Origin of the sequence: Streptomyces thermocarboxydus, from assembly GCF_024760485.1 — a bacterium.
GTDB lineage: Bacteria > Actinomycetota > Actinomycetes > Streptomycetales > Streptomycetaceae > Streptomyces > Streptomyces cellulosae.
The window spans coordinates 988,821-1,013,951 of record NZ_CP058273.1 but is presented as its reverse complement, the minus strand read 5'-3'; the positions used below and the strand labels follow the sequence as shown (position 1 = coordinate 1,013,951).

Annotated in this window: 17 protein-coding genes, 3 rRNA genes and 1 riboswitch; of the genes, 14 read left to right on the top strand and 6 right to left on the bottom strand. The window is 68.5% G+C overall.

Going from position 1 to position 25,131, the window contains the following annotated elements; all coding sequences use genetic code 11:
* Nucleotides 1-25: 25 nt before the first annotated feature.
* Nucleotides 26-1,696 carry a phosphoenolpyruvate--protein phosphotransferase gene (ptsP, locus tag AY578_RS04760; protein WP_019526441.1) on the bottom strand — a complete coding sequence of 557 codons (1,671 nt, stop codon included), beginning with the start codon at nucleotides 1,694-1,696 and terminating at the stop codon, nucleotides 26-28.
* A gap of 94 nt (nucleotides 1,697-1,790) precedes the next feature.
* Complete coding sequence (locus AY578_RS04755; RefSeq protein WP_019526440.1) at nucleotides 1,791-2,240, bottom strand: PTS sugar transporter subunit IIA; 450 nt, start codon at nucleotides 2,238-2,240, stop codon at nucleotides 1,791-1,793.
* A gap of 577 nt (nucleotides 2,241-2,817) precedes the next feature.
* Here AY578_RS04755 and AY578_RS04750 point away from each other — a divergent pair.
* The 13 genes from AY578_RS04750 (at nucleotide 2,818) to AY578_RS04690 (ending at nucleotide 18,338) form a co-directional block, all read left to right on the top strand.
* Nucleotides 2,818-4,346: ribosomal RNA gene (locus AY578_RS04750) — 16S ribosomal RNA — on the top strand.
* Nucleotides 4,347-4,651: 305 nt separating this feature from the next.
* A 23S ribosomal RNA gene (locus tag AY578_RS04745) occupies nucleotides 4,652-7,743 on the top strand.
* An 87-nt stretch (nucleotides 7,744-7,830) separates the two neighbouring features.
* Nucleotides 7,831-7,947 (top strand): 5S ribosomal RNA (gene rrf / locus AY578_RS04740).
* Together the 16S, 23S and 5S rRNA genes form the textbook arrangement of a ribosomal RNA operon.
* Nucleotides 7,948-8,056: 109 nt before the next feature.
* Nucleotides 8,057-8,665: a cardiolipin synthase ClsA gene (gene clsA / locus AY578_RS04735; RefSeq protein ID WP_019526133.1), complete on the top strand. Its 609-nt coding sequence runs from the start codon at nucleotides 8,057-8,059 to the stop codon at nucleotides 8,663-8,665.
* A 112-nt stretch (nucleotides 8,666-8,777) separates the two neighbouring features.
* Nucleotides 8,778-11,273 carry a mannose-1-phosphate guanyltransferase gene (locus AY578_RS04730; RefSeq protein ID WP_019526132.1) on the top strand — a complete coding sequence of 832 codons (2,496 nt, stop codon included), beginning with the start codon at nucleotides 8,778-8,780 and terminating at the stop codon, nucleotides 11,271-11,273.
* A gap of 189 nt (nucleotides 11,274-11,462) precedes the next feature.
* Nucleotides 11,463-12,296, top strand: coding sequence for a DUF881 domain-containing protein (locus tag AY578_RS04725; protein WP_258902101.1), 834 nt, complete (start codon nucleotides 11,463-11,465; stop codon nucleotides 12,294-12,296).
* Nucleotides 12,293-12,625, top strand: a complete 333-nt coding sequence (locus tag AY578_RS04720; protein WP_006134295.1) for a small basic family protein — start codon at nucleotides 12,293-12,295, stop codon at nucleotides 12,623-12,625. The genes AY578_RS04725 and AY578_RS04720 overlap by 4 nt, the downstream gene beginning before the upstream one ends.
* Nucleotides 12,626-12,630: 5 nt before the next feature.
* Complete coding sequence (locus AY578_RS04715; RefSeq protein WP_019526130.1) at nucleotides 12,631-13,653, top strand: DUF881 domain-containing protein; 1,023 nt, start codon at nucleotides 12,631-12,633, stop codon at nucleotides 13,651-13,653.
* 61 nt (nucleotides 13,654-13,714) lie between these two features.
* A complete protein-coding gene (locus tag AY578_RS04710; protein ID WP_258902097.1) occupies nucleotides 13,715-14,641 on the top strand; it encodes an FHA domain-containing protein in 927 nt (308 codons plus the stop codon).
* A 40-nt stretch (nucleotides 14,642-14,681) separates the two neighbouring features.
* Nucleotides 14,682-15,425, top strand: a complete 744-nt coding sequence (ftsR, locus tag AY578_RS04705) for a transcriptional regulator FtsR (protein WP_258902096.1) — start codon at nucleotides 14,682-14,684, stop codon at nucleotides 15,423-15,425.
* Between the two features lie 99 nt (nucleotides 15,426-15,524).
* Complete coding sequence (locus tag AY578_RS04700) at nucleotides 15,525-15,998, top strand: bifunctional nuclease family protein (RefSeq protein ID WP_004934251.1); 474 nt, start codon at nucleotides 15,525-15,527, stop codon at nucleotides 15,996-15,998.
* Between the two features lie 190 nt (nucleotides 15,999-16,188).
* Nucleotides 16,189-16,872: a MerR family transcriptional regulator gene (locus AY578_RS04695; protein ID WP_078504632.1), complete on the top strand. Its 684-nt coding sequence runs from the start codon at nucleotides 16,189-16,191 to the stop codon at nucleotides 16,870-16,872.
* 65 nt (nucleotides 16,873-16,937) lie between these two features.
* Nucleotides 16,938-18,338: a DNA polymerase IV gene (locus tag AY578_RS04690; RefSeq protein ID WP_258902094.1), complete on the top strand. Its 1,401-nt coding sequence runs from the start codon at nucleotides 16,938-16,940 to the stop codon at nucleotides 18,336-18,338.
* Between the two features lie 300 nt (nucleotides 18,339-18,638).
* On the opposite strand, the gene AY578_RS04685 is transcribed toward AY578_RS04690, so the two are convergent.
* On the bottom strand, nucleotides 18,639-19,013 hold the full coding sequence (locus AY578_RS04685; protein WP_019526124.1) for a PRC-barrel domain-containing protein: 375 nt from the start codon (nucleotides 19,011-19,013) through the stop codon (nucleotides 18,639-18,641).
* A gap of 113 nt (nucleotides 19,014-19,126) precedes the next feature.
* Nucleotides 19,127-19,222, top strand: a riboswitch (glycine riboswitch).
* Between the two features lie 174 nt (nucleotides 19,223-19,396).
* On the opposite strand from AY578_RS04685, the gene gcvP reads away from it, so the two are divergent.
* Nucleotides 19,397-22,282, top strand: coding sequence for an aminomethyl-transferring glycine dehydrogenase (gene gcvP, locus AY578_RS04680; RefSeq protein WP_136239694.1), 2,886 nt, complete (start codon nucleotides 19,397-19,399; stop codon nucleotides 22,280-22,282).
* 68 nt (nucleotides 22,283-22,350) lie between these two features.
* On the opposite strand, the gene AY578_RS04675 is transcribed toward gcvP, so the two are convergent.
* Genes AY578_RS04675 through modA form a run of 3 tightly spaced genes read right to left on the bottom strand, consistent with a single transcriptional unit; the run spans nucleotide 22,351 to nucleotide 25,016 of the window.
* Complete coding sequence (locus AY578_RS04675; RefSeq protein ID WP_136239693.1) at nucleotides 22,351-23,409, bottom strand: ABC transporter ATP-binding protein; 1,059 nt, start codon at nucleotides 23,407-23,409, stop codon at nucleotides 22,351-22,353.
* Between the two features lie 3 nt (nucleotides 23,410-23,412).
* Nucleotides 23,413-24,246, bottom strand: a complete 834-nt coding sequence (locus tag AY578_RS04670; protein ID WP_136239692.1) for an ABC transporter permease — start codon at nucleotides 24,244-24,246, stop codon at nucleotides 23,413-23,415.
* The gene (gene modA, locus AY578_RS04665) at nucleotides 24,243-25,016 is read right to left on the bottom strand and encodes a molybdate ABC transporter substrate-binding protein (RefSeq protein WP_019526120.1); all 774 of its coding nucleotides are present in this window, start codon (nucleotides 25,014-25,016) and stop codon (nucleotides 24,243-24,245) included. The genes AY578_RS04670 and modA overlap by 4 nt, the downstream gene beginning before the upstream one ends.
* Nucleotides 25,017-25,131 lie beyond the last annotated feature (115 nt).

Below are 25,131 nucleotides of genomic sequence, written 5' to 3'. Positions count from 1 at the left end.
ACCGCGTGGTGAGGTCCGGTGAGGACTACTCGCCCGACAGCACCGCCTGCGCCGCGTTCCGCGCCTCCTCCGCACTGTCCGCGGCCCGCGCGGCGGCGGCGGCCCGCTCGCACTGCGCCAGCGTGAACTTCGCCAGCGACGCACGCACATAAGGAATGGACGCCGCACCCATCGAGAGCGAGGTGACACCCAGACCCGTCAGCACACACGCCAGCAGCGGGTCCGACGCGGCCTCACCGCACACACCGCAGCTCTTGCCCTCGGCCCGCGCCGCCTCCGCGGACAGCGCCACCAGGTCGAGCAGCGCCGGCTGCCACGGGTCCTGCAGCCGGGAGACCGCACCCACCTGACGGTCCGCGGCGAACGTGTACTGCGCGAGGTCGTTCGTGCCCAGCGACAGGAACTCCACCTCCTGCAACACCGAACGCGCCCGCAGCGCCGCCGACGGGATTTCCACCATCGCGCCGTACTTCGCCCGCAGACCCGCCTCACGGCACGCGTCCGCGAACGCCTTCGCGTCGGCCCGGTCCGCCACCATCGGGGCCATCACCTCAAGATGGACCGGCAGCCCCTCCGCGGCCTTGGCCAGCGCCGTCAGCTGGGTGCGCAGCACCTCCGGGTGGTCCAGCAGGGTGCGCAGACCCCGCACGCCCAGCGCCGGGTTCGGCTCGTCGCCCGGCGTGAGGAACTCCAGCGGCTTGTCCGCGCCCGCGTCCAGCACGCGCACCACGACACGCCCCTCGGGGAACGCCTCCAGCACCTGTCGGTACGCCTCGACCTGCTTCTCCTCGGACGGAGCGTTCTTGCTGTCGTCCAGGAACAGGAACTCGGTACGGAACAGGCCGACGCCCTCGGCGCCGGCCTCGACCGCCGCCGGGACGTCCGCCGGCCCGCCGATGTTCGCCAGCAGCGGCACCTTGTGCCCGTCGGCCGTCGCACCCGGGCCGGTCGCCGCCGCGAGAGCCGCCTTCCGCTCGGCGGCCGCGGCCTCCAGCGCGGCCCGGCGCTCCTCGGTCGGGTTCACGAAGATCTCGCCCGAGCTGCCGTCGACCGCGATCAAGGTGCCCTCGGCGATCTCACCGGCCCCCGGCAGGGCCACGACCGCCGGTACACCCAGGGCACGCGCCAGGATCGCGCTGTGACTGGTCGGCCCGCCCTCCTCGGTCACGAAACCGAGCACCAGCGTGGGGTCCAGCAGCGCGGTGTCCGCCGGCGCGAGATCCCGCGCCACCAGCACGTACGGCTGGTCGCTGTCCGGCACACCCGGCATCGGCACACCGAGCAGCCGAGCCACGATCCGGTTGCGCACGTCGTCCAGGTCGGCGACGCGGCCCGCCAGGTACTCGCCCGCGTTCGCCAGCAGTTCGCGGTACGCGGCGAACGCGTCGTAGACCGCGCGCTCGGCGGAACTGCCGACGGCGATACGCCGGTCCACGTCGGCCATCAGCTCGGGGTCCTGCGCCATCAGGGCCTGCGCCTCGAGCACCGCCTGGGCCTCGCCGCCGGCGAGGTTCCCGCGCGCGGTCAGATCGGCCGCGACCGCCTCCACGGCCTGACGGGCGCGCTGCTGCTCGCGCTCCGCCTCCTCCGCCGGGATCTGCTTGGCCGGCGGCTCCAGCACCGCCGTGCCCATGTGCCGAACCTCGCCGATCGCCACACCGTGGCTCACGCCGACGCCTCGCAGCGTTGTCTCCATCTCACCCGTCTCCGGTAAAAGCGGCGGGTCGCGCCGCAGCGTCCGATGTCTCTGTGCCGTCGCCCTGTGCCGTCGGTCAGGGGACGACGTCACGTCACTTCCAGAGGAAGAGCGTGTCGCCCGCCTTCACGTCGCCCTCTTCACGGAGCTCGGAGAGGGCGTCCGCCGTGGCCTCCAGCGCCACGACCGGGCACACCGGGGACTTGCCGGCGGCCTCGACGGCGGCCGGGTTCCAGCGCACGATGCTCTGTCCGCGCGTGACGGTGTCGCCCTTGTTGACGAGCAGCTCGAAGCCCTCGCCGTTGAGCTGGACGGTGTCGATGCCGAGGTGGGTGAGCACGCCGTGCCCGCTCTCGTCGACGACGACGAACGCGTGCGGGTGCAGAGAGACGATCACGCCGTCGACGGGGGAGACGGCCTCGGAAGGCTCCCGCACGGGGTCGATCGCGGTGCCCGGGCCGACCATGGCCCCGGAGAAGACCGGATCGGGCACGGACGCCAGTCCGATGGCCCGTCCTGCAAGCGGGGACGTCACGGTGGTCATGGGAGTCCTCCCAGGAGATGGAGATCTGTACGAGCGCCGTCACTGGCTGTCTCCGGCGTGCTGTTCAGCAGGGTATGTCATGAGACGTACCGGTTCCGGGGGACAGATCCAGATCCATGGTCCAGACAAGAGGTCTAGACCACCCACCCTAATGGATTTGCACGCGGTCTGCGACCCCGTGTACAGTCTTAGACCTGCCTGGGGCTGAGGGATGCAGTCACGCATCCAGGACCCGGCAGCAATCCAACTCGTCAGATCCTAACTTTGGATCCCCTTCCGCATGCCTGCGGAACGGTGGTCAGAGGGCCGGAAAAACACTGATAGAGTCGGAAACGCAAGACCGAAGGGAAGCGCCCGGAGGAAAGCCCGAGAGGGTGAGTACAAAGGAAGCGTCCGTTCCTTGAGAACTCAACAGCGTGCCAAAAGTCAACGCCAGATATGTTGATACCCCGACCTGATCGGTTCGATCGGGTTGAGGTTCCTTTGAAAAAATACACAGCGAGGACGCTGTGAACGTCGGGATTATTCCTCCCGATGTTCCGCTCTCGTGATGTGTGCACCCGATTACGGGTAAACATTCACGGAGAGTTTGATCCTGGCTCAGGACGAACGCTGGCGGCGTGCTTAACACATGCAAGTCGAACGATGAAAGCCCTTCGGGGTGGATTAGTGGCGAACGGGTGAGTAACACGTGGGCAATCTGCCCTGCACTCTGGGACAAGCCCTGGAAACGGGGTCTAATACCGGATACTGATCGCCTTGGGCATCCTTGGTGATCGAAAGCTCCGGCGGTGCAGGATGAGCCCGCGGCCTATCAGCTTGTTGGTGAGGTAATGGCTCACCAAGGCGACGACGGGTAGCCGGCCTGAGAGGGCGACCGGCCACACTGGGACTGAGACACGGCCCAGACTCCTACGGGAGGCAGCAGTGGGGAATATTGCACAATGGGCGAAAGCCTGATGCAGCGACGCCGCGTGAGGGATGACGGCCTTCGGGTTGTAAACCTCTTTCAGCAGGGAAGAAGCGAAAGTGACGGTACCTGCAGAAGAAGCGCCGGCTAACTACGTGCCAGCAGCCGCGGTAATACGTAGGGCGCGAGCGTTGTCCGGAATTATTGGGCGTAAAGAGCTCGTAGGCGGCTTGTCGCGTCGGTTGTGAAAGCCCGGGGCTTAACCCCGGGTCTGCAGTCGATACGGGCAGGCTAGAGTTCGGTAGGGGAGATCGGAATTCCTGGTGTAGCGGTGAAATGCGCAGATATCAGGAGGAACACCGGTGGCGAAGGCGGATCTCTGGGCCGATACTGACGCTGAGGAGCGAAAGCGTGGGGAGCGAACAGGATTAGATACCCTGGTAGTCCACGCCGTAAACGGTGGGCACTAGGTGTGGGCGACATTCCACGTCGTCCGTGCCGCAGCTAACGCATTAAGTGCCCCGCCTGGGGAGTACGGCCGCAAGGCTAAAACTCAAAGGAATTGACGGGGGCCCGCACAAGCGGCGGAGCATGTGGCTTAATTCGACGCAACGCGAAGAACCTTACCAAGGCTTGACATACACCGGAAACGTCCAGAGATGGGCGCCCCCTTGTGGTCGGTGTACAGGTGGTGCATGGCTGTCGTCAGCTCGTGTCGTGAGATGTTGGGTTAAGTCCCGCAACGAGCGCAACCCTTGTCCCGTGTTGCCAGCAGGCCCTTGTGGTGCTGGGGACTCACGGGAGACCGCCGGGGTCAACTCGGAGGAAGGTGGGGACGACGTCAAGTCATCATGCCCCTTATGTCTTGGGCTGCACACGTGCTACAATGGCCGGTACAATGAGCTGCGATACCGCGAGGTGGAGCGAATCTCAAAAAGCCGGTCTCAGTTCGGATTGGGGTCTGCAACTCGACCCCATGAAGTCGGAGTCGCTAGTAATCGCAGATCAGCATTGCTGCGGTGAATACGTTCCCGGGCCTTGTACACACCGCCCGTCACGTCACGAAAGTCGGTAACACCCGAAGCCGGTGGCCCAACCCCCTTGTGGGGAGGGAGCTGTCGAAGGTGGGACTGGCGATTGGGACGAAGTCGTAACAAGGTAGCCGTACCGGAAGGTGCGGCTGGATCACCTCCTTTCTAAGGAGCACTTCTTAACCGACTTCGGTGGTCAGAGGCCAGTTCATCAGCGAACGTCTGATGCTGGTTGCTCATGGTGGAACGTTGACTACTCGGCACACTTGTCGTCTTCCTGCTTCTAGTACTGCTCTTCGGAGCGTGGAACGTTGAGGGAAGCGGGGGAGTGTGTCGGGCACGCTGTTGGGTGTCTGAGGGTACGCGTCGCATGGTCGCCTTCAGTGCCGGCCCCAGTGCACTCGAGCGTATTCGGGGGTGATGGGTGGTTGGTCGTTGTTTGAGAACTGCACAGTGGACGCGAGCATCTGTGGCCAAGTTTTAAGGGCGCACGGTGGATGCTTGGCACCAGGAACCGATGAAGGACGTGGGAGGCCACGATAGGCCCGGGGAGTCGTCAACCAGGCTTTGATCCGGGGTGTCCGAATGGGGAAACCCGGCAGTCGTCATGGGCTGTCACCCTTGCCTGAACACATAGGCAAGTGGAGGGAACGCGGGAAGTGAAACATCTCAGTACCGCAGGAAGAGAAAACAACCGTGATTCCGGGAGTAGTGGCGAGCGAAACCGGATGAGGCCAAACCGTATGCGTGGTGAGACCGGCAGGGTTGCGCATTCGGGGTTGTGGGATCTCTCTTTCATGGTCTGCCGCATGAGCGACGAGTCAGAAACCGTTGATGTAGGCGAAGGACATGCGAAAGGTCCGGCGTAGAGGGTAAGACCCCGTAGTCGAAACGTCAGCGGCTCGTTTGAGAGACACCCAGTAGCACGGGCCCGAGAAATCCCGTGTGAATCTGGCGGACCACCCGCTAAGCCTAAATATTCCCTGGTGACCGATAGCGGATAGTACCGTGAGGGAATGGTGAAAAGTACCGCGGGAGCGGAGTGAAATAGTACCTGAAACCGTGTGCCTACAAGCCGTGGGAGCGTCGCGCAAGACTTGTCTTGCGTCGTGACTGCGTGCCTTTTGAAGAATGAGCCTGCGAGTTTGCGGTGTGTTGCGAGGTTAACCCGGGTGGGGAAGCCGTAGCGAAAGCGAGTCCGAACAGGGCGATTCAGTAGCACGCTCAAGACCCGAAGCGGAGTGATCTAGCCATGGGCAGGTTGAAGCGGAGTAAGACTTCGTGGAGGACCGAACCCACCAGGGTTGAAAACCTGGGGGATGACCTGTGGTTAGGGGTGAAAGGCCAATCAAACTCCGTGATAGCTGGTTCTCCCCGAAATGCATTTAGGTGCAGCGTCGTGTTTTTTGCCGGAGGTAGAGCACTGGATAGGCGATGGGCCTACCGGGTTACTGACCTTAGCCAAACTCCGAATGCCGGTAAGTGAGAGCGCGGCAGTGAGACTGTTGGGGGATAAGCTCCATGGTCGAGAGGGAAACAGCCCAGAGCACTCGACTAAGGCCCCTAAGCGTACGCTAAGTGGGAAAGGTGTGTGGAGTCGCACAGACAACCAGGAGGTTGGCTTAGAAGCAGCCACCCTTGAAAGAGTGCGTAATAGCTCACTGGTCTAGTGATTCCGCGCCGACAATGTAGCGGGCTCAAGCGTACCGCCGAAGTCGTGTCATTCACACAATAGGGCCAACGCCTGTGTGGATGGGGTAGGGGAGCGTCGTGTGCCGGTGAAGCAGCGCGGAAGCGAGTTGTGGACGGTTCACGAGTGAGAATGCAGGCATGAGTAGCGATTCACACGTGAGAAACGTGTGCGCGATTGACTAAGGGTTCCTGGGTCAAGCTGATCTGCCAGGGTAAGTCGGGACCTAAGGCGAGGCGACAGGCGTAGTCGATGGATAACCGGTTGATATTCCGGTACCCGCTGTGAAGCGTCAAACATCGAATCCAGTGATGCTAAGCCCGTGAAGCCGCCGGCTGAGTCTTCGGACGAGGTCGGAGTGGTGGAGCCGGTGACCCGAGCTGGTAGTAGGTGAGTGATGGGGTGACGCAGGAAGGTAGTCCATCCCGGGCGGTGGTTGTTCCGGGGTAAGGGTGTAGGACGTCAGGTAGGCAAATCCGCCCTGACACATAGTCTGAGACCTGATGCCGAGCCGATTGTGGTGAAGTGGATGATCCTATGCTGTCGAGAAAAGCCTCTAGCGAGTTTCATGGCGGCCCGTACCCTAAACCGACTCAGGTGGTCAGGTAGAGAATACCGAGGCGTTCGGGTGAACTATGGTTAAGGAACTCGGCAAAATGCCCCGTAACTTCGGGAGAAGGGGGCCATTCCTGGTGATGAGCTTTGCGCTCTGAGCTGGGGTGGCGCAGAGACCAGCGAGAAGCGACTGTTTTACTAAAAACACAGGTCCGTGCGAAGCCGTAAGGCGATGTATACGGACTGACGCCTGCCCGGTGCTGGAACGTTAAGGGGACCGGTTAGCTCACCTTCGGGTGGGCGAAGCTGAGAACTTAAGCGCCAGTAAACGGCGGTGGTAACTATAACCATCCTAAGGTAGCGAAATTCCTTGTCGGGTAAGTTCCGACCTGCACGAATGGCGTAACGACTTCTCGACTGTCTCAACCATAGGCCGGTGAAATTGCACTACGAGTAAAGATGCTCGTTTCGCGCAGCAGGACGGAAAGACCCGGGACCTTTACTACAGTTTGATATTGGTGTTCGGTTCGGCTTGTGTAGGATAGCTGGGAGACTGTGAAGCTCGGACGCCAGTTCGGGTGGAGTCGTCGTTGAAATACCAGTTGGTCGTGCTGATGTCTAACCTGGTTCCGTGATCGGATCAGGGACGTGTCTGATGGGTAGTTTAACTGGGGCGGTTGCTCCTAAAGAGTAACGGAGGCGCCCAAAGGTTCCCTCAGCCTGGTTGGCAATCAGGTGTTGAGTGTAAGTGCACAAGGGAGCTTGACTGTGAGACGACGGGTCGAGCAGGGACGAAAGTCGGGACTAGTGATCCGGCGGTGCTTGTGGAAGCGCGTCGCTCAACGGATAAAAGGTACCCCGGGGATAACAGGCTGATCTTTCCCCAAGAGTCCATATCGACGGGATGGTTTGGCACCTCGATGTCGGCTCGTCGCATCCTGGGGCTGGAGTCGGTCCCAAGGGTTTGGCTGTTCGCCCATTAAAGCGGTACGCGAGCTGGGTTTAGAACGTCGTGAGACAGTTCGTCCCTATCTCGCTGTGCGCGTAGGAGTCTTGAGAAGGGCTGTCTGTCCCTAGTACGAGAGGACCGGGACGGACGAACCTCTGGTGTGCCAGTTGTTCTGCCAAGGGCATGGCTGGTTGGCTACGTTCGGAAGGATAACGCTGAAAGCATCTAAGCGGGAAGCCTGCTTCGAGATGAGGACTCCCACCTCCTAGAGAGGGTAAGGCTCCCAGTAGACGACTGGGTTGATAGGCCGGATATGGAAGCACGGTAACGTGTGGAGTTGACCGTACTAATAGGCCGAGGCTGTCTCAGTTGCTCGCGTCCACTGTGTTGTTCTGAACCACGAACAACCCCATGCCATGGTCACGGCATGGTGCCGGTTGAGAGTTTCATAGTGTTTCGGTGGTCATAGCGTAGGGGAAACGCCCGGTTACATTCCGAACCCGGAAGCTAAGCCTTACAGCGCCGATGGTACTGCAGGGGGGACCCTGTGGGAGAGTAGGACGCCGCCGAACTCCTTTTACAGCTCCGGCTCTTGGGCTCCCCGCCCGAGAGCCGGAGCTTTTTTGCGTTGCGGTAGGGTCAAGGAGCATCGTAGAAACGTTTCCCACAGGAGGATCCCGGGTGGAGGTCCAGGAGACACGGGTCCAGACAGACCGTGTCCTCACCATCCCGAACGTGCTCAGCATGGCGCGGCTCGTCGGCGTACCCCTGTTCCTCTGGCTGATCCTGAGGCCGGAGTTCGGCGGGCCGAAGAGCGACGGCTGGGCGCTCCTGGTGCTGGCCTTCAGCGGCGTCAGCGACTACCTGGACGGCAAGCTCGCCCGCCGGTGGAACCAGATCAGCAGCCTCGGCCGGCTGCTCGATCCCGCGGCCGACCGGCTGTACATTCTCTCGACTCTGGTCGGACTCACCTGGCGGGAGATTCTGCCGCTCTGGCTGACCTGCGTCCTGCTGGCCCGGGAGCTGGTCCTCCTGGTCATGGTGGGCGTCCTGCGGCGCCACGGCTATCCGCCGCCGCAGGTGAACTTCCTGGGGAAGGCCGCGACCTTCAACCTGATGTATGCCTTCCCGTTGCTCCTGCTCAGTGACGGTAGTGGCTGGATCTCGTCACTCGCTGCAATTTTCGGCTGGGCGTTCGCCGGATGGGGTACAACCCTCTATTGGTGGGCAGGAGTGCTCTATGTGGTCCAAGTCCGCCGCTTGATCCGTGCGGACGCCATGGCCGATTGACTCGCTTCTTCACGCGCAACGTGGCGCGCGATGTCCCACTGAATAAGTGTGTGGCAATCCTGGCGGGTGAAGTCGGCCAGACCGTCGTCTCTTCGAGGAGGACGCTTCCGACATGAAGGCCGTCGTGATGGCCGGGGGCGAAGGCACCCGTCTTCGCCCCATGACCTCAAGCATGCCCAAGCCGCTCCTGCCGGTGGCCAACCGGCCGATCATGGAGCACGTTCTGCGGCTGCTCAAAAGGCACGGGCTCAACGAAACCGTTGTGACTGTCCAGTTCCTTGCCTCGCTCGTCAAGAACTACTTCGGTGACGGCGAGGAGCTCGGAATGGAGCTCACCTATGCCAATGAGGAGAAGCCACTCGGTACCGCCGGGAGCGTCAAGAACGCCGAGGAGGCATTGAAGGACGATGCCTTTCTCGTCATCTCCGGCGATGCCCTCACGGATTTCGACCTCACCGAGCTGATCAATTTCCACAAGGAAAAGGGCGCACTGGTCACGGTCTGCCTGACCCGCGTGCCCAACCCGCTGGAATTCGGCATCACCATCGTCGACGAGGAGGGCAAGGTCGAGCGCTTCCTCGAGAAGCCGACCTGGGGCCAGGTCTTCTCCGACACGGTGAACACCGGCATCTACGTGATGGAGCCCGAGGTCTTCGACTACGTCGAGCCCGACGTCCCCGTCGACTGGTCCGGCGACGTCTTCCCGCAGCTGATGAAGGAAGGCAAGCCGATCTACGGCTATGTCGCCGAGGGCTACTGGGAGGACGTCGGCACCCACGAGAGCTACGTCAAGGCCCAGGCCGACGTCCTCGAGGGCAAGGTCGACGTCGACATCGACGGGTTCGAGATGGCGCCCGGCGTCTGGGTCGCCGAAGGCGCCGAGGTGCACCCCGACGCCGTGCTCCGCGGGCCGCTGTACATCGGCGACTACGCCAAGGTCGAGGCCGGCGCGGAGATCCGCGAGCACACGGTCGTCGGGTCCAACGTCGTCGTCAAGAGCGGCGCCTTCCTGCACAAGGCCGTGGTGCACGACAACGTGTACGTCGGCCCGCACAGCAACCTGCGCGGCTGTGTTGTCGGCAAGAACACCGACATCATGCGCGCCGCGCGGATCGAGGACGGCGCCGTCATCGGCGACGAGTGCCTGATCGGTGAAGAATCGATCGTTCAGGGCAACGTCCGGGTCTACCCCTTCAAGACCATCGAGGCCGGCGCCTTCGTCAACACCTCGGTCATCTGGGAGTCCCGCGGCCAGGCGCACCTGTTCGGCGCCCGTGGCGTCTCCGGCATCCTGAACGTCGAGATCACGCCCGAGCTCGCCGTCCGCCTCGCCGGCGCCTACGCGACGACCCTGAAGAAGGGCTCGACCGTCACCACGGCCCGCGACCACTCGCGAGGCGCCCGGGCCCTGAAGCGCGCGGTCATCTCCGCGCTCCAGGCCAGCGCCATCGACGTACGCGACCTGGAGAACGTACCGCTGCCCGTGGCACGGCAGCAGACCGCGCGGGGCAGCGCCGGCGGCATCATGATCCGCACCACGCCGGGCGTGCCCGACTCCGTCGACATCATGTTCTTCGACGGGCAGGGCGCCGACCTGTCGCAGGGCAGCCAGCGCAAGCTGGACCGGGTGTTCGCGCGGCAGGAGTACCGGCGCGCCTTCCCCGGTGAGATCGGCGACCTGCACTTCCCGGCGAGCGTCTTCGACTCCTACACCGGGTCGCTGCTGCGGAACGTCGACACCACCGGCATCGCCGAGTCCGGACTGAAGGTCGTCGTCGACGCCTCCAACGGCAGCGCCGGCCTGGTGCTGCCCAGCCTGCTCGGCAAGCTCGGCGTCGACTCGCTGACCATCAACCCCGGTCTGGACGAGTCCCGGCCCACCGAGACGGCCGACATGCGGCGCGCCGGCCTGGTGCGGCTCGGGGAGATCGTGGCGTCCTCCGGAGCCGCCTTCGGCGTGCGCTTCGACCCCGTCGGCGAGCGGCTGTCGCTGGTCGACGAGAAGGGGCGGATCGTCGAGGACGACCGGGCGCTGCTCGTCATGCTCGACCTGGTCGCCTCCGAGCGGCGCAGCGGACGTGTCGCCCTGCCGGTGACCACCACCCGCATCGCCGAGCAGGTGGCGGCCTACCACGGCACGCAGGTCGAGTGGACGACCACCTCGCCCGACGACCTCACCCGCGTCGGCGGTGAGGACGGGACGATCTTCGGAGGCGACGGCAACGGCGGCTTCATCGTCCCCGAGTTCAGCAGCGTCTACGACGGCACAGCGGCGTTCGTCCGGCTGATCGGTCTGGTGGCGCGCACCCAGCTGACGCTGAGCCAGATCGACGCCCGTATCCCGCGGGCGCACGTCCTCAAGCGGGACCTGGCGACCCCGTGGGCCGTCAAGGGCCTGGTCATGCGGCGCGTCGTCGAGGCGGCCGGGGACCGCTCCGTGGACACCACCGACGGTGTGCGCGTGGTGGAGGCCGACGGGCGCTGGGTCATGGTGCTGCCCGACCCGGCCGAGGCGGTCACGCACCTGTGGGCCGAGGGCCCCGACGACGCCTCCGCGCAGGCGCTGCTCGACGAGTGGTCGGCGGTCGTGGACAGCGCCGGCAGGTGATCTGGACGGCCTTCACGCGGTAGACGCGGTAACCGGCGGCGTGCCGGACCGGGACCCCGGAAGGGGCCCGTCCGGCACGCCGCCGGGGTCGTTCGGAGGTCGGGGGCCCGGCGTGCGACTATGTGCGGCATGCCGCAGCAACCCCCCGTTCGGAGCACACCCGCGCGGCCCGCGCGCCCGGACGCGTCCATGTCGTTGATCACCAACGTGATGGACCACAGTCTCGACGACGGCTACGCCGAGGCGGCCGCCCGGAAGCGGCGCCAGGGGACCGGTAATCTGCCGAGGACCCTGCGGGCGAAGCTCGGCCTCGCCGCGGGACTCGTCCTCGCCGCGTGCATCGTGACCCTCGGCGCGGCCCAGGCGCAGGTCGCCGCTCCGGTCGTCGCCAAGGAGCGCGAGGAGCTCATCGACCGGATCGACGAGGAGACCGCGGTCGCCGACCGGCTCGAGAAGAGCGTCGACGAACTGCGCGCGGAGGTGAGCGCCCGGCAGCGGGAGGCGCTGCGGGACAGCGGCGGCGACCGGTCGACGCTCACGGGCATCCTGTCCGGCGCCACCCCCGTCCACGGACCGGGCGTACGGCTCGTGGTGAACGACGCCGAGAACAGCGGCGACGGCGGTGACGGCGACCCGCGGTCCACGTCCGGTTTCTCCGACACCGGCCGGGTCCGGGACCGTGATCTCCAGCGGGTCGTCAACGGCCTGTGGGAGTCCGGCGCGGAAGCCGTCTCGATCAACGGGCGGCGGTTGACCGCCCTGTCGGCGATCAGGGCCGCGGGAGACGCGATACTGGTCGACAACAAGCCGCTGGTGCCGCCGTACACGGTGCTGGCGGTCGGGGACGGCGAAGAACTGGGGGACCGGTTCCAGAACAGCGCCGACGGGGTGTATCTGCATGTCCTGCAGGAGAGCTACGGCATCCGGACGGCCTTGTCCGTGGAGGACGACGTCCGGCTGCCCGCCGCACCGAGCGTGACCGTACGAACCGCACAGCCGATAACCGAGAAGGGCACATCGTGATCGCCGTACTGGGCCTCATTGTGGGAGTGGTGGCCGGCCTGTTGGTCCGGCCCGAGGTGCCGGCGGTCGTCGAGCCCTATTTGCCGATCGCCGTGGTCGCCGCGCTGGACGCCGTGTTCGGCGGTCTGCGGGCCATGCTCGACGGGATCTTCGACGACAAGGTCTTCGTGGTGTCGTTCCTGTCGAATGTCGTCGTGGCCGCGCTGATCGTGTTCCTCGGCGACAAGCTGGGCGTCGGGGCGCAGCTGTCCACGGGTGTGGTCGTCGTCCTCGGCATCCGCATCTTCTCCAACGCCGCGGCGATCCGCCGCCATGTGTTCCGGGCGTGAGGCCGATGAGCGAACGCGAACAGCCCGAGACGACGCGCCCGGCGGTGACCCCGCCGCGGTCCGCCCCCGACACGCCCGCGTCCGCCCCCGAGGCGGCGCCGCGGGCCGGGCTGCGCCGGGAACTGCCCGCCGAGGTGCCCCCGGCCGCCCCGCAGGACGCGTCCGACAGGACCGGCGCGAGCGAGGCGCCCCGCCAGACCTCCGCACCTCAGGCCCACACGCCTCACGCGTCCCAGCAGCCCCAGACGCCCCAGAAGCCGCAGGAGTCCGGGACGCCGGCCGCCGGCGAGCCGGGCGAGCCCGTGCTGACCGGACGGCGGAGGCTCGTCAACGGGCTGTGGCCGCCGCGCGTGACCCGCGCCCAACTCATCGTCGCCCTGCTGCTCTTCGGCCTCGGCTTCGGTCTCGCCGTCCAGGTCGCCTCCACCAGCGACACCGACAGCGCGCTGCGCGGCGCACGCCAGGAAGATCTTGTGCGCATCCTCGATGAACTCGACGACCGGACCGAGCGTCTTGAAGACGAGAAGCAGGGTCTCGAGAAGCAGCGGGAGGAGCTGGAGAACAGCTCCGACCAGGCCGAGGAGGCGCGCAGGCAGACGATCGAGAAGGAACGGCAACTCGGCGTCCTCGCGGGCACCGTGGCCGCGCAGGGGCCCGGCATCGAGATGACCATCGAGGACACGAAGGGGACGGTCGAGTCGGACATGCTGCTCGACGCCATCCAGGAGCTGCGCGCCGCCGGCGCGGAGGCGATCCAGGTGAACGGGGTGCGGGTGGTGGCCGGCACGTATCTGTCGGACGCGGACGGCGGGGTCTCCGTGGACGGGAACAAGATCAAGTCCCCGTATCGTTTCAAGGTCATCGGCAAACCGCAGGACCTGGAGCCGGCGCTCAACATCCCCGGAGGCGTGGTGCAGACGCTCGAGAAGGAACAGGCCACCGTTACCGTGGAGCGGTCGGACAAGATCGTTGTGGACGCCTTGCGAGCGCCGAAGCGGCCTGACTACGCTCGGTCGTCCTCCCAGTGAACCGGGGGTGCATGGGGGCCGAACGGCCAGGGCATGAGGTTGCGGGGGGTCGGCGCACCGAATGGGTGGTGCGTGGTGGAAACTGTCTGGCGGAGGCGGACGTTGTGAAGATGTCCGGGTCGGCCAATGTGTTCAGTCAGGGTTCGTCCTGCCCCACGGGCGGGTCTGTTTCGGTCAAGGGGAATCGCCCGTGAAGTTGTTTGGGAAGTTGTTCGGCAAGAGCGCGCGGCGAGAGGACGGCGACAGCGCGACCGCTCGTCACCGCGCACAGCCCGGTGCGGACGATCAGCGTCCGCTGTTCCGGGACGAGACGGGCGGGGCCTCCGTTGACCCTGCGCAGTCGGGCGGCATAGGTTCTGGACAGCCGTCGAGCCCAGGTGCGGGCGGAGGTCACTCCGGTCCGTACGCGTCCCACGCCCCCGGCGGGCAGCCGCGGCAGGAGGATCCGTCCATGTCGGCCCTGGTGTGTTCGAGGTGCGGCAACCGCAACGCGGAGAACAGCCGCTTCTGTTCGAACTGCGGTGCCCCCCTGAAGCCGGGCGTCACCCCGGAGCGCCCCTCCGAGACGACGTCCACGATCTCCATCTCCGGCATCGAGGCCTACGACTCCGAGGCGACGGGCCAGCACCAGGTGCCCGCGCTCTCCCCGGAGGCGCAGGCCGCCGTCGACGCGCTGCCGGTGGGCTCCGCCCTGCTGGTCGTGCGCCGCGGGCCGAACTCGGGCAGCCGCTTCCTGCTGGACGGCGACCTGACCACGGCCGGCCGTCACCCGCAGAGCGACATCTTCCTCGACGACGTGACGGTCTCCCGGCGCCATGTGGAGTTCCGCCGCAGCCCGGACGGCTCGTTCACGGTCGCCGACGTCGGCAGCCTGAACGGCACCTACGTCAACCGCGAGCGGATCGACCAGGTCGCCCTGTCCAACGGCGACGAGGTGCAGATCGGCAAGTACCGGCTGGTCTTCTACGCGAGCCAGCAGAACTACTGACCGCCCCCGGCCGCGGTCCGGGGGACTCCAGGAAGGGTCGATGGTGCAGACACCGAGCGGCGGCGCCGGCCACGGCGCCGCCGTCACGGACACCGGACTGCTGAGCATCGGCGCGGTGCTGAACGTGCTGCGCGAGGAGTTCCCCGAGGTCACCATCTCCAAGATCCGCTTCCTGGAGTCGGAAGGGCTCGTCGAGCCGCGCCGCACCCCCTCGGGGTACCGGAAGTTCAGCGCCGAGGACGTCGAGCGTCTCGGCCATGTGCTGCGCATGCAGCGCGACCACTACCTGCCGCTCAAGGTGATCCGGGAGCACCTGGCGGCCATGGAGCGCGGCGAGGCACCGCCCCTGCCGGTGCTGAGCCGTCCGGGTGACGGCGAGGACCCCGCCGACGGGAGCGCCCCGGAGACACCCACCGCCGCCCGCATCGGACGCTGCCAGCTGCTCGCCGCCGCGGGGGTCGACGAGCAGCTCCTCGCCGAGTGGGAGTCGTACGGACTGCTCGCCCCGGTGGGGGACGGGGTGTACGACGCGGAGGCGGTCACCGTCGCCGGGCTGCTGACGGAACTGGGGCGGTACGGGATCGAGCCCCGCCATCTGCGCGCCATGAAGGCGGCCGCCGAGCGGGAGGCCGGGCTGGTCGAGCAGGTCGTCGCGCCGCTGCGGCGCCACCGCAACCCGCAGACCAGGGCGCACGCCGAGGACCGCACCAGGGAACTGGCCGGCCTCACCATGAAGCTGCACGCGGCGCTGGTGCGCTCGGCGCTCGGCGTGCGGCAGTCCTGAGGCCCTGGGACCTTCGGGAAACAGCACAGCACGGCCGGATCGGCCACCCGATCCCGGCCCGACTACCCAAACGTCCCGGGCACGGCCTAGGGTTGCTGTGTGAACGAGCTCGATGTCGTAGGTGTCCGGGTCGAGATGCCCTCCAACCAACCGATCGTGCTGTTGCGTGAAGTGGGCGGCGACCGCTACCTCCCCATCTGGATCGGCCCCGGGGAGGCGACGGCCATCGCCTTCGCCCAGCAGGGCATGGCGCCCGCACGGCCGCTGACCCACGACCTGTTCAAGGACGTGCTGGAGGCCGTGGGACAGGAGCTCACGGAAGTGCGCATCACCGACCTGCGGGAAGGCGTGTTCTACGCCGAGCTGGTCTTCGCCAGCGGTGTCGAGGTGAGCGCCCGTCCCTCCGACGCCATAGCACTCGCCCTGCGTACGGGAACCCCGATCTACGGAAGCGACACGGTGCTGGACGACGCCGGCATCGCGATCCCTGACGAGCAGGAGGACGAGGTGGAGAAGTTCCGCGAGTTCCTCGACCAGATCTCGCCCGAGGACTTCGGGACCAGCAACCAGTGAGCCGTTTCCCGGGGCCCCGGCGTCGGCCGCGGGCCGTGCCGAGGACATTCGGCTAGCCTTTCCCCGCGACGGGGCACGGGAAACCACTCTTAGGGTGATTATCACTCGGCGTGCCGAGTGTGGCGATCGTTGACGCACCCTTGGTGACTGCCTACCGTCGAGGAGGCAGGTCAAGGACGGAGGTCGGCGTGTGAGAAGCAGCGGCGACGGTACGGCTGGGGGTGCCCCCGGACGCGTTTTCGGGGCGGGCGGGCCGTATCCTCCCCAGAGCTCTCCGCTCCGCCCGGGCGGGGGTCATTCCGCGCGTGGCGGTGCGATCGATCCCGCTCCGCAGCGGCCGGCGGCTGTGCCGAGCGGTGGAGGGGCGATGGCCATGGTGTCCGAGGAGATCGGCTACCGGGGGCCGACGGCCTGCGCAGCGGCCGGCATCACGTACCGCCAGCTCGACTACTGGGCGCGTACGGGGCTGGTCGAGCCGAGCGTGCGTCCCGCCCACGGGTCGGGGACGCAGCGCCTGTACAGCTTCCGCGACGTCGTCGTGCTGAAGATCGTGAAGCGGTTCCTGGACACGGGCGTGTCCCTGCAGAACATCCGCACCGCCGTCCAGCACCTGCGCGAGCGCGGCTTCAGCGACCTGGAGCGCATGACGCTGATGAGCGACGGCGCCACGGTCTACGAGTGCACCTCGCCCGACGAGGTCCACGCCCTGCTCCAGGGCGGCCAGGGTGTCTTCGGCATCGCCGTGGGCGTGGTGTGGCGGGACGTCGAGAACGCCCTGTCGCAGCTGCACGGCGAGCGGGTCGACACGGGGGAGACCCTGATCGGCCACAACCCGATGGACGAGCTGGCCCGGCGCAGGAACCGCGCGGTCTGAGTCCGCGGCGCGCGGGCCCCGGCCCGACGAGGGCGTTGTCAGTGGCGTAGGGCAGCATCGGAGATGTGAGATCCGCTCCCACGATCCTGCATCTCGACATGGATGCCTTCTACGCCTCGGTGGAGCAGGCGTCCAAGCCGAGCCTGCGCGGCAAGGCCGTGATCGTGGGCGGACTCGGGCCCCGTGGTGTGGTCGCCACCGCCTCCTACGAGGCGCGGGTGCTGGGTGTGCACTCCGCGATGCCGATGTCGCAGGCGCGGCGGCTCGCGCCGAACGCCGCGTATCTGGTGCCCCGGTTCGCGCTGTACCGCTCCATCAGCGACCAGGTGATGGCGCTGCTGCGTGCCCTGTCGCCCCTGGTGGAGCCGCTCAGCCTCGACGAGGCGTTCGTCGACCTCGAGGCCGGGGGCACGGCGTGGGACGAGCGGTCGGCGCGGCTGGTCGGCACGAAGCTGCGCGCGGACATCCGCGCGGTCACCGGACTGACCGGCTCCGTAGGGCTGGCCGCGTCCAAGATGCTGGCGAAGATCGCCTCCGAGCAGGCGAAGCCGGACGGGCTCGTCGTCATCGAGCCCGGCACCGAGCGGGCGATGCTCGAACCGATGCCGGTGCGGACCCTCCCGGGCGTCGGCCCCGCCACCGGTGACCATCTGCGGCGGGCCGGCATCCACACGGTCGGCGAGATCGCCGAGGCCGGCGAGGACGAGCTGGTGCGGCTGCTGGGCAAGGCCCACGGGCACGCCTTGTACGCGATGGCGCTGGCCCGCGACGACCGGCCCGTCGTCGCCGAGCGTGAGACCAAGTCGGTGTCCGTCGAGGACACGTACGACGTGGACATCCATGACCGGGTGCGGGTCGGCCTGGAGGTGCAGCGGCTCGCCGACCGCTGCGTGCGGCGGCTGCGCGGTGCGGGGCTGTCCGGACGCACCATCGTGCTGAAGGTACGGCGGTACGACTTCTCCACGCTGACCCGCTCCGAGACCCTGCGCGGCCCCACCGACGACCCGGCCGTCGTCCGCGAGGCGGCGGCGCGGCTGCTGGACTCGGTGGACACCACGGGCGGCGTACGGCTGCTCGGCGTCGGCGTCAGCGGGCTGGCCGACTACACGCAGGAGGACCTGTTCGCCCAGGCGGCGGGCGGAGCGGCGGAGGACGTCGCCGAGGGCGAGGAGTCCGAGCCCGCGCCCGAGCCGCGCCCCGAGGCCCCGGTGGAACGGCGCTGGCCCGCCGGCCGTGACGTCCGGCACGCCGAGTACGGGCACGGGTGGGTGCAGGGCAGCGGCCTGGGCCGCGTGACGGTCCGCTTCGAGACCCCCGGCTCGGCACCGGGCCGCGTGAAGACGTTCCGCGTGGACGACCCGGCGCTGGAGGCAGCGGAGCCGCTGCCACTGGTGGAGTCGCCACCGGACCTGCCGGCGCCGATGGGACCACCGGAGGCACAGCGGCCTCGGCCGCTGGAAGCGTGAGCGTTGCCGCTTCGACGGCGCGGGTGGGCCACGTGAGTCGCACCGGCGGGATGCCGCGGGCGCCGTGGCGGTGTGCCCGTGGCGGAGGGAACCGGCTCGGTCCGGGGCTGACGGCTCGCCGCGGGGTGTGCCCCCCGTCGGCGGGCTGTCAGGGGCGGGCTTGTGGGCCGACCCGGCCGCGCGGCCGCCCGTGGGCGCGGGGCGTGGCCGGTCCTTGGCTCGTGCGTCGGGTGTCCTGGCCAGGGCGGGCCGTCAGGCCGGTGGGGCGGAAGGGCTCGAGAGACCGTCGCCCCGGTGGTGTCAGGTGTGCTCCTCCTGGCCCGCCAGCTTGCCGAAGTCCCTGTCCGGGAGCGGGGGAGGGGAGGCGACGTCCAGGCCGTAGTGGTGGTACAGCTGGAGCTCCTGCTCCGGGGAGAGATGGCGGCCGACGCCGAAGTCCGGCGCGTCCTTGATGAGGGACCGTTCGAACGGCACGTGCAGGGTCCCGTCGATCAGCTCGCTGGGTTCCAGGGGGACGAAGGCGTCCCGGCTGAACAGGCCGGTGCGTATCGCCGCCCACTCCGGCACGCCGGTGGCGTCGTCGAGGTAGACCTCGTCGATCGTGCCGATACGGGTGCCGTTGCGGTCGTACGCCTTGCGGCCGATGAGGTGACGCGGGTCGATGTCGGTCTGCACGGGCCCTCCACTCGTAGCAAACTCATCCGATAGCACTACAAAAAGGCACAATCGGCGGAACGGCCACTCGAAGGCCGGGGTCGTGACCTCGCTGGTACGCTGGCAACGGCCGCTGACCCCGTGCGGGAGAGTCCTCCAGGCACCACCGGAGGCGCCGAAGGAGCAAATCCTCCCCGGAATCTCTCAGGCACACGTACCGCACGGACGAGGTCACTCTGGAAAGCAGGGCGGGTGTCGACGGCTTCCGCTCTCACCGACGGTGAAAACCGGACCGCCAGCGGCGTTCCGGTGAAGCTCTCAGGTTGAGATGACAGAGGGGGAGGCCGTCCGGGCACCTGCGCCGTGGTGCCCCTCGAAGGTCGTCGGACCAGGAGGCCTCCTCAATGACTGCCCCCCGCACCCCGCTCTCCGAGCTCGAACAGGGAATCCCGTTCGAGCAGCGCCACATCGGCCCCGACCACGAGGCCCGGGCGAAGATGCTGGCCCAGGTGGGCTACGGCTCGCTCGACGAGCTGACCGCCGCCGCCGTGCCCGACGTCATCAAGAACGCCGACGCCCTGGACCTGCCCGGCGCCCGCAGCGAGGCCGACGTGCTCGCCGAGCTGCGCGGCCTCGCAGGCCGCAACCAGGTCCTCGGCTCCATGATCGGCCTGGGCTACTACGGCACCTTCACGCCGCCGGTCATCCTGCGCAACGTCATGGAGAACCCCGCCTGGTACACGGCCTACACGCCGTACCAGCCGGAGATCTCGCAGGGCCGGCTCGAGGCGCTGCTGAACTTCCAGACGATGGTCGCCGACCTCACCGGCCTGCCCACGTCCGGCGCCTCCCTGCTGGACGAGGGCACCGCCGCCGCCGAGGCGATGGCGCTGTCCCGGCGCATGGGCAAGAACAAGAAGGGCCTCTTCCTGGTCGACGCGGACGCCCTGCCGCAGACCGTCGCCGTCATCCAGACCCGCGCCGAGCCGACCGGCGTCGAGGTCGTCGTCGCCGACCTGAGCGACGGCATCCCCGCCGAGCTCGACGGCCGTGAGATCAACGGCGTCCTGATCCAGTACCCGGGCGCGTCCGGCGCCGTCCGGGACGTCAAGCCGGTGATCGACCAGGCGCACGAGCGCGGCGCGCTCGTCACCGTCGCCGCCGACCTGCTCGCCCTCACCCTGCTGAAGTCCCCCGGCGAGCTGGGCGCGGACATCGCGGTGGGCACCACGCAGCGCTTCGGCGTCCCCATGGGCTTCGGCGGCCCGCACGCCGGTTACATGGCCGTCCAGGACAAGATGGCCCGCAGCCTGCCCGGCCGCCTCGTCGGCGTCTCCGTCGACGCCGACGGCAACAAGGCCTACCGCCTGGCCCTGCAGACCCGTGAGCAGCACATCCGCCGCGAGAAGGCCACCAGCAACATCTGCACCGCCCAGGTGCTGCTCGCCGTCATGGCCGGCATGTACGCCGTCTACCACGGTCCCGAGGGCCTGCGGACCATCGCCCGCCGCACCCACCGCTACGCCGCGATCCTCGCCGAGGGCCTGCGCGCCGGCGGCGCCGAGGTCGTCCACGGCGCGTACTTCGACACCCTCACCGTACGGGTCGCGGGCCGGGCCGCCGAGGTCGTCGCCGCCGCCCGCGACAACGGCGTCAACCTGCGCCTCGTCGACGCCGACACCGTCTCCGTCGCCTGCGACGAGACCACCACCCGCGACCAGCTCGCCGCCGTGTGGCGCGCCTTCGGCGTCGAGGCCGACGTCGAGGCCCTGGACGCCTCCGCCGGGGACGCCCTGCCGGACGCGCTGCTGCGCACCGACGACTTCCTCACCCACCCGGTCTTCCACCAGCACCGCTCCGAGACGGCCATGCTGCGCTACCTGCGCCGCCTCGCCGACCGCGACTACGCGCTGGACCGCGGCATGATCCCGCTGGGCTCCTGCACCATGAAGCTCAACGCGACCACCGAGATGGAGCCGGTCACCTGGCCCGAGTTCGGCCAGCTGCACCCGTTCGTCCCGGCCGAGCAGGCCGGGGGCTACCTCACGCTCATCCGCGAGCTGGAGGAACGTCTCGCCGAGGTCACCGGTTACGACAAGGTGTCCCTCCAGCCCAACGCCGGTTCCCAGGGTGAGCTGGCCGGTCTGCTCGCCGTCCGCGGCTACCACCGCGCCAACGGCGACGAGCAGCGCACCGTCTGCCTCATCCCGTCCTCCGCGCACGGCACCAACGCCGCGTCCGCCGTGATGGCCGGCATGAAGGTCGTCGTGGTGAAGACCGCCGAGAACGGCGAGGTCGACGTCGACGACCTGCGCGCCAAGATCGAGCAGCACCGCGACGAGCTGGCCGTGCTGATGATCACCTACCCGTCGACGCACGGCGTCTTCGAGGAGCACGTCGCCGACATCTGCGCCCAGGTGCACGAGGCCGGCGGCCAGGTCTACGTCGACGGCGCCAACCTCAACGCCCTGGTCGGCCTCGCCAAGCCGGGCCACTTCGGCGGCGACGTCTCCCACCTGAACCTGCACAAGACGTTCTGCATCCCGCACGGCGGCGGCGGTCCCGGCGTCGGCCCGGTCGGCGTCCGCGCCCACCTCGCCCCGTACCTGCCGAACCACCCGCTGCAGCCGCAGGCCGGTCCGGAGACGGGCGTCGGTCCCATCTCGGCCGCCCCGTGGGGCTCCGCGGGCATCCTGCCCATCTCCTGGGCGTACGTCCGCCTCATGGGCGGCGAGGGCCTGAAGCGGGCCACGCAGGTGGCCGTGCTCAGCGCCAACTACATCGCCAAGCGCCTCGAGCCGCACTACCCCGTGCTCTACACCGGCCCTGGCGGACTGGTCGCGCACGAGTGCATCATCGACCTGCGCCCGCTCACCAAGGCGACCGGCGTGACCGTCGACGACGTGGCCAAGCGCCTCATCGATTACGGCTTCCATGCGCCGACGATGTCCTTCCCGGTGGCCGGCACGCTGATGATCGAGCCCACCGAGTCCGAGGACCTCATCGAGCTGGACCGGTTCTGCGAGGCGATGATCGCCATCCGCGCCGAGATCGAGAAGGTCGGCTCCGGCGAGTGGCCCGCCGACGACAACCCGCTGCGCAACGCCCCGCACACGGCGTCCGTGCTCGGCGGGGAGTGGGAGCACGCCTACACCCGCGAGGAGGCCGCGTTCCCGGGCGAGGTGAACGCCGCCGACAAGTACTGGCCGCCGGTGCGCCGCATCGACCAGGCCTACGGCGACCGCAACCTGGTCTGCTCCTGCCCGCCGCTGGACGCGTACGAGGACTGAGACACGCGGAAGCGAGAGGCCCCGCCCGGTTCGCCCGGGCGGGGCCCTTTCGCGTCGTACGGGCCGCTTCAGGCCGGGTAGGCGTGCGTCTGCGTGGCCTTCACCGCTGCCCAGACCGGTGCGCCCGGGTGCAGCCCCAGTTCGGCCACGGCGACGGCGGTGAGGTCGGCGGCCAGGGGCAGTTCGCCGGTCAGCTCCACGCGGATCTGGTCGCCGTGGCTCTCCAGCCCCGCCACCTCGCAGCACCACAGGTTGCGCGCGCTGGAGCCGGTGGGACGGTCCCGGTACAGGGTGACCGCGCCGGGCGGGAACGCGACGAAAGCGGGCCCGGACAGATCCTCCGTGGTGCTCACCTCCGGCCCCGCGTCGAGCCGTACGGTGTGGCCGTCCGCCCGCCCGCGGTAGAGGTTCAGCCCGACGAGCTGGGCGATGTACTCGGTGCGCGGGTGGCGGGCGATGTCGGCGGGTGCGCCCTCCTGCACGACCCGGCCGTGCTCCACGACGACCAGCCGGTCGGCGAGCACCATCGCGTCCAGCGGGTCGTGCGTCACCAGGACGGCGACGGCCTCGAAGTCGGCCAGGTGGCGGCGCAGTTGCGCCCGCACCTCGAGGCGGGTGCGGGCGTCGAGGGCGGCGAGAGGCTCGTCCAGGAGGAGCAGGCGCGGGTCGGTGGCCAGGGCGCGGGCGAGCGCCACGCGCTGGGCCTGACCGCCCGAGAGCCGCTTGGGCTTGGCGCCCAGATGCTCGGCCAGGCCCATCCGCTCCAGCCACACTGCGGCCTGTCTGCGCGCCTCGCTCCTGCCGGCGCCCTGGCAGTGCGGGCCGAACGCCACGTTGTCGAGGGCGGTCAGGTGCGGGAAGAGCAGGTAGTCCTGGAAGACGACGCCCACCGGACGCGATTCGGGCGGGGTGCGGGCGAGGTCCGTGCCGTCGAGGCGCAGATGGCCGCCGGTGAGGGGTGAGAGCCCGGCGAGGGCCCGCAGGGCGGTGGTCTTGCCCGCCCCGTTCGGGCCGAGCAGGGCGACCACGTCACCGGGCGCGGCCGTCAGCTCCACGTCGAGGCGGAAGGACCCGCGCTCGACGACGAGGTGCGCGTCCAGGCCCTGGGGTGCGGGGTGTGCCGTCATCGGTCAGACCGCCCTCGTCCAGCGGTCCCGCAGCCCCGCCAGCACGGCCACCGACACCGCGAGCAGCACGAGGCTGAGGGCGATCGCGGCGGCCGGGTCGTTCTGCAGGGCGAGGTAGACCGCGAGCGGCATGGTCTGGGTGCGGCCAGGGAAGTTCCCGGCGAAGGTGATCGTCGCGCCGAACTCACCGAGCGCGCGGGCCCAGGCCAGCACGGCGCCCGCCGCGACGCCCGGGGCGATCAGCGGCAGCGTGACCCGGCGGAACGCGGTGAACCGGGACGCGCCCAAGGTGGCCGCCGCCTCCTCGAACCGCGGGTCGGCGGCCCGCAGCGTGCCCTCGACGCTGATCACCAGGAACGGCAGCGCCACGAAGGTCTCCGCGAGCACGACACCGGCGGTGGTGAACGGCAGGGTGATCCCGAACCACTCGTCCAGCCACTGTCCCACGATGCCGTTGCGGCCCAGCGCCAGCAGCAGGGCGACACCCCCGACCACCGGCGGCAGCACCAGCGGCAGCGTCACCAGGGCGCGCACCAGGCTCCGCCCGGGGAAGTCGGTGCGGGCCAGCAGCCAGGCCAGCGGCACCCCGACGACCAGGCTCAGCGCGGTCGCCGTGGTCGCGCAGACCAGGGACAGACGCAGCGCGTCCCACACGGCCGGGCTGGTCAGCTGCTCGGGCAGGTCGCTCCAGGGCGCCCGTACGACGAGGGCCAGCAGCGGCACGAGGAGGAACGCCAGGCCGAGCAGTGCGGGCGCGAGGAGGGCGAGCGGGACGCCGCGGCCGGGGGCGCGAGGGCGACGGGCCTTGCGCGGGGTGTCGTGGGCGGTGCTGGTCACGGCGCGAGGAAACCGGCCTTCCCGAGCACCTTCCGCCCCTCCGCCGATGTCACGAGCGCGACGAAGTCGTCCGCGGCCGAGGCGTTGGGGGCGTCCTCGAGCCGGGCGATGGGGTAGTCGTTGACGGCCTGCGCGGCCTCCGGGAAGTCCACGCCGTCCACCTTGTCACCGGCCGCCCTCACATCCGTGCGGTACACGACGGCGGCGTCGGCCTCCTTGAGCCGCACCTTGGTCAGGGCGCTCTTCACGTCCTGCTCGTAGGAGTCGGGGGTGACATCGACCCCGGCCGCCGCGAGGGCCTTCCGGGCGGCGTCACCGCACGGCACCCGCACGTCGCAGAGCACGACCTTCAGGCCGGGGGCGGTCAGGTCCTTCAGCGAGCCGATGCCGTGGGGGTTGCCGGGGGCGGTGGCGATGGTCAGGCGGTTGCGCGCGAAGGTCACGGGATCGCCCGCCGTGAGTTTCTCGTCCGTCACGCGCGCCATCGTGGACGTGTTGGCGGCGGCGAAGACGTCGGCGGGGGCGCCGCCCGCGATGCCGGCGGCCAGCGAGTCGCTGCCGTTGAAGTTGAAGGTCACCTCGGTGCCCGGGTGTTCCTTCTCGAACAGCTCGCCCAGCTCCGTGAAGCTCTCCTTCAGCGAGGCGGCGGCGAACACGGTCACGGTGCCGTTCTCCGGCGAGGAGGACGACGAGGAACAGGCGGTGAGCCCGAGGGCGGTGAGGAGCGCGAGGGCGGCCGTGCCGGCGGTGAGGCGGGCGGAACGGATCATGCGAAGGCACTTCCTGACAGCGGCGGGCGTCCGCGGGGGACGCTCACCCCGCGCCCTCACATCATGACGCATCTGCGAGGGGTTGTGCAGCCATCTCTTCGCACAAGCGAGGCTT